The organism is Dysosmobacter sp. Sow4_B12, assembly GCF_052116665.1.
Taxonomy (GTDB): Bacteria; Bacillota; Clostridia; order Oscillospirales; family Oscillospiraceae; genus Oscillibacter.
In genome coordinates this window covers 12,280-31,174 of sequence record NZ_JBQKKR010000006.1, presented here as the reverse complement: position 1 = coordinate 31,174, position 18,895 = coordinate 12,280, and the positions used below count along the sequence as shown (strand labels likewise).

Genomic DNA, 18,895 nt, shown 5'->3' with positions numbered 1-18,895 from the left:
TCTTATCCCTCGAACAGCTGGGCACGGGTGAGGCGGGGAGATATCCGCAGGGCCATGGTATCACGGATCAGGCCCTGTTCATAGCTGTCAAAGGCCTTGTTGGTAATTCCCATGTCCAGAGCCGCCACGACGGGGACGCCTGCGCGCATGAGATCCAGCGCGTCCAGCAGGCCCCGGAGGTCCAAGGCCTTGGTGGAGATCTCGGCGCTCTCGCACTTCTTCTGAAGCTCGAAAAAGAGCTGGGCGAACTGTTCCCGGTACTTCTTTTTCAGAGAGGGGAACTGTCCTGCCAGGAGCCGGTCCAGGTTCTCCGGACTGATGGTGGGCATCTGAATGACAGCAAACCGGGAGGTCAGGGCCTCATTCAGCTCCCGGGTGCCGGCATAGCCGTAGTTCATGGTGGCGATGAACCGGGTGGAAGGCTCCATAGGGATGCGGTCATAGCCCGGTACGTCGATGACCCGGCGGAAATCCAGCGCCGAGTGCAGCACGGCCAGAGCTTCGTTTTTCGCCATGTTGATCTCGTCCAGAATGGCGAAGCCACCGTACTTCACGCACTGATAGATAGGGCCGGGACGGAACCGCACCTGCCCGTTTTCAAATGTGTCCATGCCGATGAGGCCGGCGGCGTCCATGTTGACGTGGAAGGAAACGTTCCAGGCCGGACGGCCGAACACTGCGGCCAGGTTTTCCGCCAGGACGTTTTTGCCGGTGGCCTTCCCGCCGGCCAGCAGCAGGTTTTTGCCACACAGCAGGGCTGCGGCGGCCTGTTCCCAGATGTCCTTTCCGTAATAGTGATAGAGGGGCATCGGAACCCTGTCCCGCAGGGAATCCGGCAGAGGATACGCCTCCCGAAAGGCTCTGAGTTCCCGCAGCAGCTCAGGGTCGATGTTTTCATCTTCCAATAATTCAAACATCCAATCACTTCCTTTAATCCGTGTTTAGCACAAAGAAACGCGGGTTCTATCCCATAAAAATGAAGCAGATTCAGAGGTGGCCGCAGCGACTCGTCCTTTCCGCCCTGTCTGATTCCAACGTTTTGTATAACACTAACACAGGCCAAGGAAAGCGAGAAATGGTTTTGCGACGCGCTCTGAATTCTTGCAGGTACCGGTAAACAGATGAGCTCTGCCAAAGCAGTCAGGAAATACTCCGCGGCTCGATTTCATTCATTCTCTGTCGGTTTGATGAACCATGATTTTCAGTTTTCAAAGTCCTTCTCAGAATATGCTGTTTTGCCCTTTCTCGTAGTCAATGAACATCATGATAAAAGACAAAACCAGCAGGACGGAACAGCAAAGAATTGCCTTTTCATGCAAGAGCTGAATAGAAAAATTTCCTATTACTGCGCCGATGACAAAGCACAGGATAATTCCAAAATATAAAACGGCGTTCCGGAGATATTCAATATCTTTGCTCTGAAAGTAGTTGCAGAGATTTTGCGTCCCACTTCGCATATTCCCGATACACATGGTCGTTGCGATACTATTTCCACGAATCTTTCGGAAACTCTCCACTTGAATTCCGCAGGCAAAAGAAGTCAAGGAATTGGCCAACAGGTTCATGGAAAGCGGGAAAAACGCGACTCCCGCAAGGATGACTGCCTCAATCAAGACTGCGCTTTGCCGCCAGTGCAAGAACCGATTTTTGCCCACATGTACCAGCTCCGCCAATGAAATCCCCAGTGCAAAGGCAAACACAGGGAAAAAATAGTGCATGGCCATCTGAAAGTTTCCCTCGGACAAATTCACACCGAGCAGCAGCATATTGCCGGTCTGTGCGTTGGCAAATACATGATCACGCTCAATATATGAATAGGCGTCCATAAAACCACCGGATACGGCCAGAAGCATCCCAAGGCGTATGGATTCCGACATTTGTTTGGCCTTTTTCATCTGTGATTCTCCCCATTACAGCGGCAGACTGTCTTTCCCCGCCTGCTTTATCATCTTTTCCCTGCAGGAAAGCACAATCCCATCTACTTCCTCCAAATGATGCAGCATCTGCTTTTCAAATTCGTGGATGGGGAGCAGGATTCCAACCTCATCATATTTTTGGCCGTCTTTTGAGCCAGTCTCCTGCCCATAGTAAACCATTGACGAAGGTGCGCTTTTCTGAATGGAGCAAAAGGCGTCCCAAATAATGGCGTAGGCCTGTGCTTCACTCATCCCCAATGCAGCCGTGTCAGGAAGCGCATACAGCGCCAGAATTCCTCGCCTGCGATTGCAGAGTTTTTCTTCAATATTCAACTGCTCTGTATATGAGCGGATAATATCGAACCCATCGGCCAAGTAGAGTCTGGAACGAGGCGCGCAGTGATGATTTTGCAGGACCTCCTGAAACTTTGCAAACTCATGGTGGGATACGCCTTTTCCTTCTTCCGTAACGACTTGCTCCATCAAGCCGCCATCCGCATCTGTCAGCAGAAGCGGATTCATTCCTGCTTTTCCGTTGAACCGCTTGGGGATCAAATATGCTTCACGCAGCAGATCAAACATGCTTCGCTGGCAGACTTCCAGCAGCAAGGCATTGATATCCTGATTCTCGTAGGCTGAAAAGAAAATTTTTGCGAATTGTTCCGGATCAGAATCAGGAATCCGGTTATCATCGTCCAGATGCTCATAAAATATCTCGCTGAGTCTTGCACACGCATTTGGTGATTGCAGAATTTTAGAGAAGATCGCCTCCACCGCTTCTTCTCTTGGAATTTTTGAAATTGTCTGATTCATAAAACAACCTTCTTTTTATGAGTGACATACACACACTCTGAATTATCCTTTCATTTTGTATTGGATTGCTGACAGAGCATTTTTTCAAACTCTCGCACGGCTATGCTCAGAGTCCGTGAGGAATCTTTTACCATACAAACCTGCCGTTTGGGTATCTGATCCGCCAATGGTATCCGGTAAACCTCTCCACGCACCAAAGCTTCTTCCGCAAAGGGTTCCGGAAGGAATCCAAGGCCCAGATCATTTTTGACCAAAGGAAGGACCTGATCCGTCGTAGCCACTTCCGTATCCACCTGAAAAGGTAGGCCCTTTTTCAAAAACAACTGCTCATAAAAGCGATATGTCATTGTTTCGCGCCCAAGACAGATCAAAGGGTATTCCAGCAGGCTCTTAAGAGTGAGCTTTCTCTCTGCCAATTTTGCAAATCCAGGGCCTCCTACAAGAATCTCCTGAAAGGGCGTCAGCGGAAGTTCCGAAAGCGGTTTAGACGCGCCGGTGGGTGTTGTCACCACCGCCAGATCCACCGAACCGCTCTTTAAGGCTGCCAGTGCCTGCGGTGTGGAGTGGTTGGAGATGCGCAGGCGGATGTTTGGATAAAGGGCATGGAACGCTTTCAGTTTTTGCAGCAGCATCACATGCAAAGCCGTCTCGCTGGCTCCGATGGAAATGCTCCCTGTTTCCAGGCTGCGGCTTCCGGACAACTCCTTCTCGGCAGCACGGATATGCTCACAAGCTACAGCCACATGTTCATAAAGCCGCTTTCCCTCTGGCGTCAGAGTGACGCCCTGGCTGGAACGAAGCAGCAGACGGCATCCCAGTTCCTGCTCCAGCTTGTTCATACAGCGGGTGATGTTCGGCTGGTTGCTGCACAGAATATTGGCCGCTTTTGTCAGGCTCTGATACTTGGCCACATAGTAAAAAATCCGGTAATACTCATAGTTCGCTCCCACACTGTTTCCCCCATGTTAATTTGATATGTTCTATATATCAGTAATACATTTTGCATCTGGGCCGGCCAACAGTATAGTGCGGAAAAAGGAAGAAGTCAACTGCTGTGCAGTGAAAAAGGGGCGGAAAACGGAATACAAAAAACTGCCTTCCGAAGAACTGAAAAAGGAACGAAAGGTATGCCTGGACCAATATGAGCAGTGCCAGGAGATGGGCCTTTCTTTGGACTTATCCCGTGGTAAGCCCGGGAAGGAACAGTTGGCTCTGTCCATGGACATGCTGGGTGTGCTTGGTCCCCGATCAGTTACTGACAGTGAAAGCGGTATGGATTGCAGAAATTATGGTGGCCTGGACGGCATTCCAGAAGCCAAACGTCTGATGGCAGAGCTGCTGGGCGTTCAGCGGGAGGACGTACTGGTAGGCGGAAACAGCAGCCTGACACTGATGCACTTCATTCTCAGCCACGCTATGCTGGACGGACTTATGGGTGGAACGCCTTGGGTACAGGTCCCGGATCGGAAATTTCTGTGCCCGGTTCCAGGCTATGACCGGCATTTTGCCATGACAGAGCACTTTGGGTTCCAGTTGATTCCCGTGCTCCTGCGCGAAGATGGGCCTGATATGGATAAGGTTGAAGCATTGGTGTCCAGCGACGAGAGCATAAAAGGCATTTGGTGTGTGCCGAAATTCCAAAACCCGACCGGAATCGTATTCAGCAACGCCGTAGTACGTCGGTTTGCCGCGCTGCGCCCCAAGGCTTCGGATTTCCGCATTTTCTGGGACAACGCATACTGCGTCCATACCCTCTATCCGGAAGACAAGGACGAGCAACTGGATCTTCTGTCTGCCTGCCGCACAGCTGGAAATCCGGATTTGGTCTACGAATTCTGCTCCACCAGCAAGATGGCATTTCCCGGAGCCGGCATCTCCGCTGTAGCCGCCAGTCCCGCTAACCTGATTGATTTGCGGGGGGCGTTAAAATACGCAACCATTGGGCCGGACAAGCTAAACCAGCTGCGGCAGGTACGGTATTTCCGCAATATCACGGGCGTGCGAAACCACATGGCAAAGCATGCAGCTATTTTGCGTCCCAAGTTCGAATTGGTTGAAAAAGTGTTGGAGGAAAATCTAAGCGGACTTGGCATTGCCGACTGGACCATACCTCGGGGTGGATACTTTCTCTCCTTCAACACCATGCCGGGATGCGCCTCCAAAACAGTTTCCATGTGTGCACAGGCCGGCGTGAAATTCACACCCGCAGGTGCTACATTCCCACACAGTATTGACCCTGAAGACCGCAATATCCGAATTGCTCCCTCCTATGCAGAAGAGGGAGATATTTGGCAGGCAACCAAGCTGTTGACCTTAGGCCATACTGGTCACACTCCTTCTTTTTTCTGTTTTAAGTGACTTTACTTTTTTTCGCCTGAGCAGTAAAATGATAACAATTCTATTTCTATCTCTGATACCAATCTGAAAGGGGATCTTATCATGTACGACTATACTGCAAGACATTCATACCCTGGTCGCTCCTTTAATGAAACCTGCAGCTTTTGTGGATGCATTTTCCGTGTTGATACTCAGCTTCAGGATGGACATAACGAGAGCGAAGAATATTACTGCCCTGAATGTAATAAGGAGTACGGAATTCGCGCCTGTATCTCCCCGCAAGTAACTCTGATTTCTTCGCGTACTGACGGGCGGACATGTAAGTGTTCTGAAAATTGAAAGAGACAAACTCTATTATGCGGGAAGCTTTGCCAGCTTCCCGCATTTAATTTTTATTCAGCAGCGTCATAGAAAGGGGCTCATATCAATCTGTTGGCAGGTAATATCGCGGATCAGTCCGCTCATCGTTGACGCGCACCTCAAAGTGCAGGTGCGGACCGGTGGAGCGTCCGGTATTGCCGGTGAGGGCAATGATGTCGCCCGCCTCCACGGTCTGCCCCACCCGCGCCAGCAGTTTAGAACAGTGACCGTAGAGCGTGGAGAGCCCGTTGCCGTGGTCGATCATCACATAGTAGCCATAGCCGCCGGCGTTGTACTTGGAGGCTGTCACTGTCCCCGACAGCGCCGCTCGGATAGGCGTTCCCGTGGGGACAGCCAGATCCATGCCGGAGTGTCCCTTCGGCTTGTGGGTGATCGGGTCGATGCGGCTGCCGAATTCAGAGGTGACGCGGTTTTCCCATCCCGCCCCTATGGGTGAGCAGAAGCCGTCCGCGCCGATGAAGGGAATGTCCGCGCCGGGTATCCAGCCATCCGTTCCGGCGGCGACGCCGTAGCGGATGAGGTTGTAGACGCTGTCGGCATTGCTTTTCTGCTCCTCTGCGATCTCCAGTCGCAGGGCGCTTTCGATGTTACGATAGACCTCCGCCATATCCGTGATGGGAATCGCCACGGTGTAGTTCTCCTCTGTGTCCGTACCGTCCTCACCGGACACAGTGCGGGTACGCTCCTCATAGGTGACAAAGCAGTCCACGAACTGCCGGTGTGCGCGGCGGCTGGGAGCATCCTCGCCGAAGTACAGCGCGTAAAAAACAGCCTTGACGTGGATCTCGTCAAGACTATCTTCACCCTCCGTCATCTCATTGACGGCACTGATAAGCTCATCCAGCAGCTGAAAGCTGTCGCGCATTTCTTCGATGTAGGCCACATATTCCGCAGGGGTACTGGCAGGGATCTCTCCACCGCGGAAGCAGAGCAGCACGGCGGAGTTGTTGTGATCCACGCTGCCGGAGAGCAGAGAGCAGAAAAAAGCGAGGGTCAAGATCAACGGCGAGAGGAGCGCCACCATGATCCAGCCAAGCCTTTTCCGGATCTGCTCATCTGAGAGTGCGGCAGCGGCGGCCTTTGCCAGTGCCGCGGCAGGGACAGCCATCACCTGCCACCTGCCGTTCCGAAGAGTTCCTTCTTGTATTCCGGCGCCTGGACCTGCAATAAGTAGCGTTCATTGCCGCACTTATAGAGGCACGATCCACGCATGGGGTCCCGAATGAGGGCATACTCAGACTCCTCTAACTGGAGGTTCTCCACGAAGAATTTCTTATCCACATTGCCGCCGTTGAACAGAAACTGGTGGACGGGGATGGAGAACAGCGGGCGAGTCAACTCCCGAATACCCGGCTGGTCAAAGTCCTCCAGGTTCTGGCTGGCGAGGATGAGGGCGGAATTCTTCTTCCGCACGCGCTTGAGGCAATTGCGGATGTAGGTGACCACCGTCGTGTTGGAGAGCCAGAGGTACAGCTCGTCGATGGCAGCCACGGAATTTCCCGCGGTCAGGAGCTGGTCAGACATATAGGACAGCAGGCTGAACAGCAGCGTGTCCCGCAGGTTCGCCGCCACGTTGTCCAAGCCCTTGACACAGAATACGAGGAATTTGGACGCGTCGATGTTGGTATGTCCGTTGAAAAAGCGGGAGTCCGCGCCCTTGCACATGGAGTGCAGTCCCAGCAGCAGATCCCGCAGCATCTCCTTCGGGTAAAGGGTATCCGCTGCGTCATAGGTCTCGTAGGCGTCATGAATGACTTCGTAAAGGTCGGAGAGGATGGGGTAATCCTCCGGACGCATCCGCGTAAAATCAGTGCTGTCGGAGATCCCCCATTTTTGATAGAGCTTTTCTACCATCAGCTCCAGCGTGTCGATGTGGGGTGTGTCAAAGCCCTTGTAGACGCGGAAGACGTCCCGCAGGAAGGAGATGTGCTGTGCCAACAGCGTTCCGTGAAATGCTGCCGGCGCGTCCGAATCGTCCGGCTCGCTGCCATCGTCCCAGCAGCGGGGTTCCAGGAGGTTGATGCGGTATTGCCCACTGAGGTAGTCGAGGAAGCAGCCGCCCAGCCCTCTGCACTCATCCTCCATCTCATGCTCGGAGTCCAGAGAGATGACGCTCTTGCCGGTCTCCCGCACATTGCACAGCAGAAGCTTCAGAAGGAAGCTCTTGCCCTGGCCGGTGTTGCCGAGGATCAGGGCACTGGCGTTGGTCTTGTCAGGCGCGCGGCGGTCCAGGTCTACGATGATGTTGGAGCCGAAGCGGTCACGTCCGATAAAGAAGCCGCTGGGATCTGTTTTCCCGGAATAATTCATGGGATACAGATTTGCAACGCTCCTGGCGGGAAGCACCCGCTCGGCAAAGTTCGAGAGCTGGGCGCCGCCCGCGGGATTGGCAGAAAGGAACCCGTCCTTCTGTCGCAGGGTCAGCGGGTCGGCGCCCATGCGAGAGCGGATGAGTTGCGCTGAGATGGTATCCCGCGCCGTTCGCAATTTGTCTGTATCGGCGGCGGTAATATCCATGTAGACCGCGCAGTGGATGAGCGGCTCTTTCTCCTGGCGCTGCTTGGTCATCATCTCCGTCATGTCCCGCAGATTTGCCTCCGCGGTGACGCTCTGCTTGACGTCGTTGGTATTACTTCGCTCCATGCGGCTTTTGTTGGCAGCGGCATGGAGGATGGCGTCCTCCTCAGTGGGCGTGACCTGACGAGCCGTCAGGCGCAGGTTAACGCCGCCCATATCTCCAACACAGCGCAGCAGCGCCAGCTCGTCGGTGACAGGCGGGTAGCTTTTCAGGGACAGCGCCGCATGATACCGCCCACCCAGAATGAAATGGTCCGTGTTGAACTTTGCAGCGGCAGGCGCGATCATGTCCAGAAATTCCTTCGGACGCGGGGCCTGCTCCGGTGCTTTCTTTTTCTTCTTTGCTTTTTTCTTAGCCATGCACATACTCCTCTCCGTCGTGATCCGGGAAGAATTCCGTGGTCAGGTCCTGCTGGTAGTAGATTGCCAGAAGACGCTTGACGTCCTGCTCATTGGCAAGGCGCACCTGGATGCCATGGTCGCAGATGGACTTTTCCAGCTGCCGCAGAGCCCCTTCACCCGCATCCGCTTTCTCATGCAATGGGATCGCCAGCACGAATTCGCGGGAGGAGGCGGAGGAGAACTGGATAGCGTCCAGATGTGCCAGGTCCTTTTCCAGCAGTTCCCGTACTTCCGGGACTGTTTCTTCCTCAATGCGCCGTTGGTAATACTCCTTGTTGCGCTGGAAGGACTCACGGGAGTCCAGGGCAAGGATCTCCAGCACGAGCTGGGTACTGAGCAGCACCGTCAGGGAGCGGATGCGGCTGCGGATCACCTCCGGCGAGAGGACAGAGAGGTTGTCCGGGCGAATCAGGTAAAAAGCACGCTCCCCGGCTTCCGTCTGGATGCCGTGGGGCGTGATCTTCACAATGCCCATGAGCTGCCGGGTGGACTGGCGCTGGCGCAACTCTTTTTTCTTCTTGCGGTTCATCATGGATCCAGCCTCCACTCGTAATACTGCTGGCAGAGAAAGAGGAAGCAGGCGGCCCTTCGCAGGAAATCCAGGATGCTGGAACCCTCCACCTGAATGGTGAGGAAGGCGTACAGCACGGTGATCACCAGCAGGCCCATGCCCAGCCCCTGGGCCAGCGCCAGCACAGAGAGCAGTGCGCCGATGCCGATGACGGCAATGTCCCGCAGCAGCCAGAGCCACAGCATGGGCTTTGCCTTTAAGTTGTCAGGGTAGATAAACATTGGTATCCTCCAAAACGAAACCGCCGTCGGGCAAATCCCGACAGCGGCTCATGGTGTATTTACTCGTTCGCGGCTGCTTCGGCGTCCTCTGCCAGTGCCCGCTGGATGCAGTCCAGGAAGAAAGCATTCTGCTTGATGCCGTGTTTGCTCAGGTATTCCTTGAAGCGCTCGAACAGTTCCTCCGGTACCTGAAACGCCACCGTTCTTGTGTTTTCCTTACTCATTTTGGGTTTGTCCTCCATTTCATAAAATGTAGTGATGAGCCATGTCATGTATTGGCTCAGGGTTTTGCCGGACTCATTCTGCCGCTGCCGCACCTTGCTGTGCAGTTCCTCCGGGATCTCAGCGCACAGATTACGTGTTTTTTCTGCCATGGCAGTTCCTCCGTTTCCTTGATGGTAAAGCAAACATACGCTAAAGTGCGGGCAAAAGCTATTCACCAAAAGCAACTAAAGATGCCACTCCAAACCAAGCGCAATGACAAGAGCCACCCGCTCCATCAGGTATTCCACACAGGGGATGGCGACGCTGTTGCCCAGGGCCTTATACCGCGCCGAATCCGAAGCGCCGGGGGCATCCGTCCAGCCGTCCGGGTAGCCCTGCAGCCGTTCACATTCCAATGGGACCAGGCGGCGAAGCAGATGGCAGAAAGCGTCACCCCATTCCGATACCGGACGGTAGACGATATCTGTCGCGTCCTTGTACTGACGTGCGCTTTCCGTGGAGGCAATGTCATCCTCCTTGAATTGATCCACCCTTTGCCGAGAAAAGACGCTGTGCCGGTCCGTGGCGGTGAGGGTGTAGGCGATATCCCGTTGCCAGCCAATGCCATTGCCACCGTTTTGCGGTTGGCGGTCGATGGCATTGCCGGTAATGCAGATTACTTCTTCCGCTTGCACCAGCGGGACGTTGTTGCCCCCGGTCCCATAGCGTGCCGACATGGTGGGCGCCACATCATGGGGACCAGTGTATCTTCCGTCAATGCCGTGATTATCATATACCATGGGGTGCTTCGGACGCAGCACCAGCGGCTGGTGCCCATGCTCCTGAGCTCGCAGGGTGCCGGTAACATCCTCACTGCACTCCATGATCTTTCCGCCCTGGTCGTTGATACAGAGGACACTGGGCATACAGTTGCCGCTGGCGCTGCCCTTGAGTGTTGGCGAGACTTCTTCATTGTAGGCAATGGAACCTGCACTGGCTCCTGCCCCGGCAGAGAAGCTTGCCACAAAAGTCTGTTGCTTCGCGTCACCGCAAGCTTCATAGCCCTCGCTTTCACATTGCTGTGAAAGCTCGCTTATTCCGCTGCGGCTCCTTTCCCCGCACGAACCGCTTCGCTGGGTTCGTGTGGGGGCCCCCATAGGCTGCGCCTGCAGCGCACCGGCGACCCCATGCAGGTCCCGCACCTCGTCCCGCTGGTTCACCGCAAACGCAACGGGTTCTTTCAAACCATCGAGGGACGCACCCGGTGTCGTGACGAAGGTCTGCATCTGGAGATTCTGCGTAGCCAGAAGTGCACCGGCTACATCGCCAAGGTCGATGCCTTCATTCCTTTGATTGAAGTGGTAGGCTTTGAGTTCATCCGGAATCGGTCCGGGCGGGATCAAACCTCCCTGCATCGAAAGCGCTATTTCTAATAATTTCGGCAACAACTTGCCACGGCAGTCCGCGCGGCGCAGCATTCCCCGGCACGCTTTCTGGGACAGCCAGTATCGGGATGGGACTGTATCCAGCAAAATCTGCCACAGCGAAGATTCTACGACGTCTTTGGGGCACTCCGAAGTGTTGAGCGTCCCAAGTGATCCAAGCCACGGAGGATCGTACTCCCAGCACGGCCCCAGAATATTCCCAGCGTCCTGCCTCAGGTCTAATAACATGAAGGTGTGGTTCTTCAATTTGGATGAACGCTTCGAGGACTTTTTGAAAGTCTGCCCCAGGCCGTTTTTGACCCGTTGCAGGATCTCGCCCGCTGCTGAGCGCCCCGACGACGTTTTCCCAGATCCCGAATCGCGGGCGAACAAGGACTCCTGTCCTTCCAGTTCTTCTATCCGCATCGCGCATTTCCTTTATAATTCTGATTTGCTCCATAAAAAGGCCGGAGCGCTCGCCAGCCAAACCAGCACGCGCTCCGGCCACAGACAGTCCTGGCACGGGCTGCCCCCGCAGATGATATCCACAGGCGGCAGATCCGCCCCGTTGAGTTTTGTAATGTCTCCCATATGCGTCATCTGCGGAAAGCGAAGCTTTGTCACAAGGATGGGAAACGGTTCAATCTCGCTGGCCCATACCGGCTCAACGCCACAGCGGACTGCAGCCAGAGGGAAACCGCCGATGCCGTCGAACAGGCTGGCCATAGTGATGTTGTCTTTCAATAGTTTCATTTGAATTACCCTTTTGATTATTTGATTGCCGCGGCGATGGTCCTGGTGGTACTCACCGCTGCCTGGGCTGTGTAGACGGCGCTCATAACGTTGGCTTTCGTTGTGGTATCCACGCCGAAATTTCCGGCGATGCGGGGAACCTCACCGGCAGAGAGCATGAGCCCCACCCCCATCAGCGCGTGGTCCTTGAAGATCATGAGTCCAGCAATGAGGATGGTGGACTGTAAAAAAGCCGTCAGGCACAGACCGATGACCTGCTTCATCCAGCCAACGAAGCCGTCCAGATAGCCCCTGGGGATGCTGAACATATAAAGCGAACCAACGGCAATCTGAATGAGCAAAATGCCGCCCCGTTTGAGGTTGGCAAAAAACACCTTCAGCACTGCGTAAGCCATCAGGATCACGCAGAACAGGATCATGATGGGGCTGGTGATGACATCCAGGCCGAAATGGGTACTGTTCACCGCGTCCGAGAGCGTCTGGATCTCGCTGAGCTCTGTGACGATGTCCTGACCCACTTCTCCGATGCTTCGGCCATAGCCGGTGAGTCCTGCGGAAAAGGTCCCCTGCAGCGATACGGACAGTGCATACAGCCGGACGGGAACCACCGTGAAGAGGCTCACCGCCAGGAAGCCCTTGATGACGTTGAGGGCGCTTTGCTGCAGATTGCCCCTGCCGGCGGAGTATTCAATGCCGCACTCAAAGGCGCAGACTACTACGCTCACGGCGAAGAGCGCCCAGCCCAGACGGGAGAAGAACAGCACGATGGCGTTTACCCAGTCCAGCTCAAACAGTTCCACGCCCATATTGCCCATGAGGGCGAAGAAGTTGCCGAGAAAGCCTACGATCTGCCCGTAGATCCAGTCCACCAGCTGATCCAGCACTGTCGCGGCAACAAAATCCCAGATAAATATGTTTGGTCACCTCCGGACGCAAAAAAAGCCGCCGCCCATAGGGGCGACGGCCAAACTGTGCGATTTATTTCATGTAACGTTTCAATTCCTGATAAAAGTTTTCACGCGTTCCCGCAAGGATCACGACCACAAGCTGTCCGTTTTCCTCATAGATCCGATAAGCGATCTCGTAGTTCGTTCTATTATAGTACACGTCAAAACCATATACGCCCGCAAGATCACCGACCTTGGCCTCTCCGGCGTAAGGATCGTTCTGAATGGTCTCCAAGGCTTTGCGGAAAGCGGCTTTCAGTCCCTTTTCCTTGACCTTCTTGAAGTACCGCTCCGCACCGGGCAGAAACTTCAGCTCATACATCCTCACTGCTCCTCCGTCCCAAACAGGTCATCCAGAGAAGCACCACTTCCGCCAGTTGCGGCAAGTGCATCCGCCTCATCGATCATCGCCTCTACTGCGGGGCGCACGTTTTTCTGCGTTTCCTTAAACTTTGCCAGCAGTTCGTCCCCCTGATACCCCTGTGAGATCAGGTCCGCCAGGATCGCTTCGGCGAACTCGCCTCCGCTACGCTCAGAGACCGGACGGATCACCAGCTCGTTACCGCGCAGAATACACTCGGCTTCTGTATCAAAGCCCAGCAAATCAAAGTATTTTTGTGGAATCGTGATCTGACGTTTTCCAGAAATACGAATCATTTTCCGTTCCATACCGCGAGATCTCCTTGCTGTCATAACTGCCATTGCTATCCCTCCCATTCTATGCCGCAAGCAGCACAGATATACATATTTCTTTGTTTCTTGGTTTTAGGATAGCGCATTTTCAGCAGAAAGTCAAGCGGTATAGGTTTTTAAATCCCGATGATGGTCCAGATGTACTTGGGAGCAGTCAGAGTGAAAATCAGGCAGGCAAAGAGAATGGCGGGACCCGTCCATTCAAACTGTCCCCTCTGCCGGTAGTCGAAGTACGCGCTACCCAGTTTGACGAAGAACGCGATGGCGAGGATCATGTCCAGCGCGGGGAATACCACATTGTCCACCACAGTCTTGATCTGGCTTGCGGCGTCTTTCCATGTACTTTCTACTGCTGAAGCCACATTGCCTGCGGCAAAGGCTGCCGTGCTGAGCAGGCAGGCCATCAGGAGCACCATGCCGAGGATACAAATCATTTTCTTGTGCTTTCTCATATATCGTCCTTTCCTTTATGAAAAGGAGAGGCTGTGGAGACAGCGGCACCCAGACAAGGAACCAGGCTTTCGGGAGCTGTACCCCTACAGCCTGGTTCCTTTCCGGATTTCATTGCATGGTTAAGGGTGGGCCGCTCTTTTGGGGCGGTCCACCCTTAAAGATTATTTAGAGAGCTTAATAGCCGGTGCGGGGCAGGGGCTTGCTGGGCTTATAAACTCTGGTGACCCAGCGGGAGGTCGCCATGATCCACTGGCCATCATAGACGCCGCCCGCATCCGCCTGATTGACGAACTGCGTGCCGCCCGTGAGCCAGGAGACCACGCTGCAGTACACTCTCGGTGCCTCTACCTGCCGGAAGTTGGCAGGTACCACGCCGAAGGATGCCATGAACTGCGTGACGTACTCATTGGAGGCAAGGCCCAGTGCCGCGGGCGAGGCGTCCAGCACATAATTCTGCTGGGTGCTGAGGTTGTCCGCCAGCACACGCCAGGTATCTCCGCTGAGATTGGTCTTGTACACCACCTTGTAATTGCCGGGGGTATTCCAGGTGCCGGTGACCAGCTTATCCAGCCGGACCGCATTGGTGGGCAGCGTGTCTCGCCAGTAGAAGGAGGTCAGACTGGTGGTGGAGTTGTTGGCGATGTTGGAGAGGTCGTAGCGGATCGTCTGGCCGGGCATGACCTCCACGAAGCCGGTTTTCTTGATGGACACGTTTGTATACAGGCTCTTGTTTGTCATGGCCGCTTTCACGATCTGACCGGCGAACTCAATCTCCACCTCAATGGGCGTCTTATCCAGGCCATAGAAATCCGCAGCCTTGGATTCCACGATTTTGTAGCGGCCAAGAGGAAGTTCCTTGCTGACCGCAAGCCCGTTCTTATTCGTCTTAATCGTATCTACAAGGCGGTTTGTCTTGTAGTTGTAGATTTCAAAGACGGTGTTGGGAATGGGGGTACCGGCGGGCCAGCCGTTCATGGAGTTGTAGTCCGCGGAGGTCTTTTTGATCTGGATCTGACCGGTGATGGGGGTGTTCTCCCACTCGACCTCCGTAGTCTCGCCGGACCTGACATAGACGGTCTTTCTCTGCGTGTCAGGTACATAGCCCTCATTTTCCAGTTCACGCAGGTAATAGCGGCCAGGTGTCAGGCCCTCGAAGCGGACATATCCCCGGTCATCGCTGGTTTCCTGGGCGATGGGGGTGTTGCTGCTGTCATACAGGACAAAGGAAACGCCGTAGATGCCATCGCCCGTGGTACTGGAAATCTTGTAAATGAGAATGCCGGAAATGGCCTTGTTGGTCACAGTTTTTATGGTTGTGCTGCCGTCCTCAACGGAGAAATAGACCGGTGTGTTATCCAGCAGGAAGCCTTCCGCCGCCACGGTTTCCAGGGCATAGTAGCTGCCGCTCTCCAGAGGTACATAGACACGGCCATCCTTTCCGGTGGTTACCGTATCCACCAAGGCATCATCTCCGACCCTGCGGATCTCAAAGGTGGTGTTGGGGATTCGTTCAGACCTGTCCGCTTCATTAACCTTGATGATCTCCACACCACCAATGGGGTCGTTATACACGGTAATGGTCTGGGTGTCCGCAGGGTTCACCACCACTGTCTGCGTCTGGGTAGCCGGGTCGATGGTATAGCCGGGGATGGTTTTTGTCTCCTTCACCACAACTGTCCCGGTGATGCCGGAAATGCGGATATCACCGTTGGAATCCGTGGTGTAGAGGCCCTTGCTGGAAAGGTGGCCGTTGGCGTCATCCACATAGCCGCCATCCGCGTAGGTGATCTGGAATTCCACGCCACTCAAAGGCTTGCCGCTCACACGATCTTTCTTCTGAACGACAAGCGTTCCCTGCTTTTTGTTATAAAAGCGCAGGATCTGGACTTCGCCCTCTTTGATGAGAATGCTCTTGGGGGTGCCATCCAGGACGTAGCCCTCGACAGTCTGCACTTCACGGGCGGTCACGGTCGTGCCGGGTTCGAGGTCAGTAATGGTGATCTGACCTGCTTCGTCCGTGATATACTCGCCGTTGCTCCGGCCAACCACAGCGCCGGAGCTATCCGTCACCAGGAATCGGACGCCTTCCAGCGGTTCGTGGTCTGTACCCTCGATAAACTTCTGGATGACCAAGGTCGTGCTGGGGGTGTTATAAAACGTAAGTGTCTGGGTATCGTTGGGATTCACGACCACGGTCTGTGTCTTCGTCGCGGGATCGATGGTGTAGCCGGGGATGGATCTCACCTCGGTCACGACCAGCGTACCTACGACACCATTGATGGTGATCTTGCCGTCCTTATCGGTATAGTAGAGACCATTGCTGCTGATCCGGCCATTCGCGTCCGGCACATATTCGCCGGTAGAAGTAGTCACCCTAAAAGTGACCCCCTCCAGCGGCTCTCCGTTCAGCGAGTTCTTCTTCAGGATGACCAAGGAGCCGGCTTTGGAGTTTTTCACGACTACAGTCTGGGTGTCGCCGTTCTTTCCAATGACTACATTGGTAGAAGCCGTATCCATAACATAGCCGTCCGGGGCCTTGATCTCATTGATGACGTAGGCACCGGGAGCAAGATTGGAAATGAGGATCTCTCCCTGCGCATCGGTGGTGAAAATGCCATTCTGCGTTAGTGTTGCAGTGCCGATAACACCGTCAAGGCCCACTTCACATCCGGCAGCAGTGGTCACACGGAACTCCGCGCCGGACAAAGACTGTCCCGTGGCGCTGTCCCGCTTCTGGATTATCAGTTTTCCCTTGGGCTGGTTGGCAAAAGTCAGGGATACTGTGCGTCCTTCCTTGATCTGGATCGTCTGGGACTGCGTATCGATGAGGAAGCCGTCAGGCGCTTTCGTCTCCGTGACGATCACGCTCTTTCCGGGCTTTAGACCATCAATGCGGATCTCGCCGTTGACATCCGTCTTGAAAATGCCGTTGGCATCGCCAATCAGAGTGCCATCCGCATAAGTCACTTTGAATTCCGCATTGGCCAGCGTCACGCTGGGATTGACGGAGCAGACCTTGCGAATCAGCAGAATGCCATCGGGGGCATTTTCGAAGGGCACGGTGACTACACTCTGCTCACCGCTGTCCGCCAGATAGACCGTCTCAGAGGACTGGATGATGCTGTATCCATCCGCGGGGTCCACTTCCTCCAGAATGTAAGTGCCGGCAGTCAGTCCCGTCCAGATGGCTGTGCCGTTTTTGCCGGTGATCTTCTGCCCGATAACGGTGCCGCCAGTACCGGAAGTGCCGCCCAGGAATCTCAACTGGAACGTGGCCCCAGGCAAAGCCTCATGGGAAACGCTATCGTATTTCTCGACGATGATGGCATTGAGGGGCGTGTTCTGGAACGTCAGGGTCTTGCTCTCGCTGCCATGCAAGATGACCTTCTGCGTGGAGGGCTCTTTCATCTGGAAGCCAGGAGCGGGTTCTACCTCAGTCACGGTGTACTCGCCGGGATACAGGCGCTTACCAGACTCATGAAGTTTGATCTCGCCACGGGAATCTGTGAGGAAATAGCCATAGTCGATGGTTGCGGGTGCTTCGGCAGATTCACCGTTGCTGGTATAGGTGATGTGGAATTTGGCACCCTCCACATCAGCACGTGCGACGCTGTCCTCCTTGTAGATGGTCAGCAGAGGCATTTTGCGATTCTTGAACGTGATGCTCTTATCATCACCGGCGTTCAGGCTGATGGTCTGGACCCGGTCCGCGTCCTTGTCCGGCAGATAGTAGGGTGCGGGAACGGATTTCTCCGTGATCCGATAGGTGCCGGGAACAACGCGATTGGTGATAGTCCCATCTTCGCCTGTGGTCCAGTCACCGCGGTAATCACTGCCAATGCCTTCTACGGTAAAAACAGTTCCGGCAACCGGGGTGGAATCGTCCGCGTCGATTTTGGAGATGGTCAGCTGGGGCTGCTTCAGGTTCTCGAAGACGAGCTGCTGATCATCACCAGGACCCAGATAAATCGTCTGGGTGTTGGTTTCGTCCAGGACATAGGGCTTGGGCACGGACTTCTCCGTGACCTCATAGCTGTCTACGGGAATAGCAGTCAGAACGGCCTTGCCGGAAGCGTCGGTCGTGACGTCCTGATGGTAGCCGTAGTGGATGCCCTTGATCTCAAATACGGTTCCGGCAACAGGCAGCTTGTTCTGCTTGTCCAGCTTATTGATGGTCAAATTGGGGAGCTTCTGGTCTTTGGCCGTCACCGTGACTGTGCCGCCGCCATTGACAACGGCCTGATCCACGTGGGCACAGACGGGAGATGTCAGTTTGGCATAGGGTGCGGGGGCGGACACTTCAACGAAGGTATACATACCCTCCGTAACATTGGTGACCTTGATCTTGCCGGAGGCATCTGTGGCTTCCGTGCCGACCAGCTGGCCGTCCTTGAGGATGTTGAATACCGCGCCGGAGAGCGGTCTGTCGGAATCATCCAGCTTGATGAGCTGGACCTTTACCTTGGCATCATTCTCAAAAACAAGGGACACATTCGTCTTTCCATCCCAGTAAAACTCCTGCTTGACCTTGTCAGGGTCCTTGCTGAGAGAATACCCGGCAGGGGGCGTCACTTCAGTAGCGGTATAACTGCCGATGGGCATCGTGTCCCAGGGCACATCCGTTAACGCACCGCCGATGGCCGTTGTATAGGTGCCGGTGAAGTTATTATCGACGCCGGTAATTTTGATGACCGCGCCGGCAAGGCCATGGCTGGGGTTATCTGCGTCGACTTTGCGAATATTACCCGTGGCCGTAATGCTGGGCGTATCGGTAAAGGTGACGGTCACGCTATTGCTGGTTCCATTGGGGAGGACGACATATTCAGGACCGGCGTTATCGATTGCATAACCGTTGGGGGCAGCCGTCTCTGTGACGGCATAGGTGCCGGCATCCAGCGGAGACAGCGTATAGGTCCCATCCGCGCCGGTGGTAATATCCTTGGAGAAGGAGCCGTTTTGGGCTTCAATGTGGAATTTCGCACCAGCCAGTCCCTTGGTGGGGTTGGTGGCGTCCACTTTCTTGACAGTGAGCTTGTACTGTTCCTCGGTGATATCCAGCCCTGGCAATCCGGAGAATGGGTGCATATGGGATTCGGCTCCGTCTCCGGGTGATATTCCGGGACTTGAGAAAGCCTGATGTTAAATCGGAGCTTGTCTCCAGCTTTCATAAGTGATTTCCTCCAAAACAAAAAAGAGCCGGACA

17 protein-coding genes are annotated in these 18,895 nt (G+C 54.7%); 1 reads left to right on the top strand and 16 read right to left on the bottom strand.

From position 1 onward, the window contains the following. Positions 1 to 2: 2 nt before the first annotated feature. The 4 genes from ACTQ4R_RS07700 to ACTQ4R_RS07685 all read right to left on the bottom strand — a co-directional run bounded on the left by ACTQ4R_RS07700 (position 3) and on the right by ACTQ4R_RS07685 (position 3,679). The gene (locus ACTQ4R_RS07700) at positions 3 to 917 is read right to left on the bottom strand and encodes an AAA family ATPase (protein WP_441627408.1); all 915 of its coding nucleotides are present in this window, start codon (positions 915 to 917) and stop codon (positions 3 to 5) included. Positions 918 to 1,220: 303 nt separating this feature from the next. Then, on the bottom strand, positions 1,221 to 1,895 hold the full coding sequence (locus ACTQ4R_RS07695; RefSeq protein ID WP_441627406.1) for a YoaK family protein: 675 nt from the start codon (positions 1,893 to 1,895) through the stop codon (positions 1,221 to 1,223). Positions 1,896 to 1,910: 15 nt separating this feature from the next. After that, positions 1,911 to 2,729 (bottom strand): DUF4866 domain-containing protein, encoded by an 819-nt coding sequence (locus ACTQ4R_RS07690; RefSeq protein ID WP_441627404.1) that lies wholly within the window; start codon positions 2,727 to 2,729, stop codon positions 1,911 to 1,913. A 50-nt stretch (positions 2,730 to 2,779) separates the two neighbouring features. Then, positions 2,780 to 3,679, bottom strand: a complete 900-nt coding sequence (locus ACTQ4R_RS07685; RefSeq protein ID WP_441627402.1) for a LysR family transcriptional regulator — start codon at positions 3,677 to 3,679, stop codon at positions 2,780 to 2,782. A gap of 76 nt (positions 3,680 to 3,755) precedes the next feature. Between ACTQ4R_RS07685 and ACTQ4R_RS07680 the strand changes: the two genes are divergently transcribed. After that, positions 3,756 to 5,087 carry an aminotransferase class I/II-fold pyridoxal phosphate-dependent enzyme gene (locus ACTQ4R_RS07680; RefSeq protein WP_441627400.1) on the top strand — a complete coding sequence of 444 codons (1,332 nt, stop codon included), beginning with the start codon at positions 3,756 to 3,758 and terminating at the stop codon, positions 5,085 to 5,087. A gap of 403 nt (positions 5,088 to 5,490) precedes the next feature. On the opposite strand, the gene ACTQ4R_RS07675 is transcribed toward ACTQ4R_RS07680, so the two are convergent. From ACTQ4R_RS07675 to ACTQ4R_RS07620, 12 genes are all read right to left on the bottom strand, one after another. Next, on the bottom strand, positions 5,491 to 6,555 hold the full coding sequence (locus ACTQ4R_RS07675; RefSeq protein WP_441627398.1) for a M23 family metallopeptidase: 1,065 nt from the start codon (positions 6,553 to 6,555) through the stop codon (positions 5,491 to 5,493). Continuing rightward, the gene (locus ACTQ4R_RS07670; RefSeq protein ID WP_441627396.1) at positions 6,555 to 8,384 is read right to left on the bottom strand and encodes a VirB4 family type IV secretion system protein; all 1,830 of its coding nucleotides are present in this window, start codon (positions 8,382 to 8,384) and stop codon (positions 6,555 to 6,557) included. The genes ACTQ4R_RS07675 and ACTQ4R_RS07670 overlap by 1 nt, the downstream gene beginning before the upstream one ends. Beyond that, entirely contained in the window at positions 8,377 to 8,958 is a 582-nt protein-coding gene (locus tag ACTQ4R_RS07665; protein WP_441627394.1) for a hypothetical protein, read from the bottom strand. The genes ACTQ4R_RS07670 and ACTQ4R_RS07665 overlap by 8 nt, the downstream gene beginning before the upstream one ends. Beyond that, positions 8,955 to 9,218, bottom strand: coding sequence for a hypothetical protein (locus tag ACTQ4R_RS07660; RefSeq protein WP_302644233.1), 264 nt, complete (start codon positions 9,216 to 9,218; stop codon positions 8,955 to 8,957). Before ACTQ4R_RS07660 ends, ACTQ4R_RS07665 begins: the two co-directional genes overlap by 4 nt. 59 nt (positions 9,219 to 9,277) lie before the next feature. Then, positions 9,278 to 9,592: a hypothetical protein gene (locus tag ACTQ4R_RS07655; RefSeq protein WP_325194941.1), complete on the bottom strand. Its 315-nt coding sequence runs from the start codon at positions 9,590 to 9,592 to the stop codon at positions 9,278 to 9,280. 75 nt (positions 9,593 to 9,667) lie between these two features. Continuing rightward, positions 9,668 to 11,272 carry a DNA cytosine methyltransferase gene (locus tag ACTQ4R_RS07650; protein ID WP_441627392.1) on the bottom strand — a complete coding sequence of 535 codons (1,605 nt, stop codon included), beginning with the start codon at positions 11,270 to 11,272 and terminating at the stop codon, positions 9,668 to 9,670. 12 nt (positions 11,273 to 11,284) lie between these two features. After that, positions 11,285 to 11,599 carry a DNA cytosine methyltransferase gene (locus ACTQ4R_RS07645; protein WP_441627390.1) on the bottom strand — a complete coding sequence of 105 codons (315 nt, stop codon included), beginning with the start codon at positions 11,597 to 11,599 and terminating at the stop codon, positions 11,285 to 11,287. A 17-nt stretch (positions 11,600 to 11,616) separates the two neighbouring features. Further along, positions 11,617 to 12,513 (bottom strand): conjugal transfer protein TrbL family protein, encoded by an 897-nt coding sequence (locus tag ACTQ4R_RS07640; RefSeq protein WP_441627533.1) that lies wholly within the window; start codon positions 12,511 to 12,513, stop codon positions 11,617 to 11,619. Between the two features lie 64 nt (positions 12,514 to 12,577). After that, positions 12,578 to 12,868 carry a type II toxin-antitoxin system RelE/ParE family toxin gene (locus ACTQ4R_RS07635; RefSeq protein WP_441627388.1) on the bottom strand — a complete coding sequence of 97 codons (291 nt, stop codon included), beginning with the start codon at positions 12,866 to 12,868 and terminating at the stop codon, positions 12,578 to 12,580. A gap of 2 nt (positions 12,869 to 12,870) precedes the next feature. Continuing rightward, entirely contained in the window at positions 12,871 to 13,215 is a 345-nt protein-coding gene (locus ACTQ4R_RS07630; protein WP_441627386.1) for an AbrB/MazE/SpoVT family DNA-binding domain-containing protein, read from the bottom strand. Between the two features lie 140 nt (positions 13,216 to 13,355). Continuing rightward, on the bottom strand, positions 13,356 to 13,691 hold the full coding sequence (locus ACTQ4R_RS07625) for a DUF3852 domain-containing protein (protein ID WP_441627384.1): 336 nt from the start codon (positions 13,689 to 13,691) through the stop codon (positions 13,356 to 13,358). A gap of 175 nt (positions 13,692 to 13,866) precedes the next feature. Then, positions 13,867 to 18,777: a SpaA isopeptide-forming pilin-related protein gene (locus ACTQ4R_RS07620; RefSeq protein WP_441627382.1), complete on the bottom strand. Its 4,911-nt coding sequence runs from the start codon at positions 18,775 to 18,777 to the stop codon at positions 13,867 to 13,869. Positions 18,778 to 18,895: the final 118 nt, after the last annotated feature.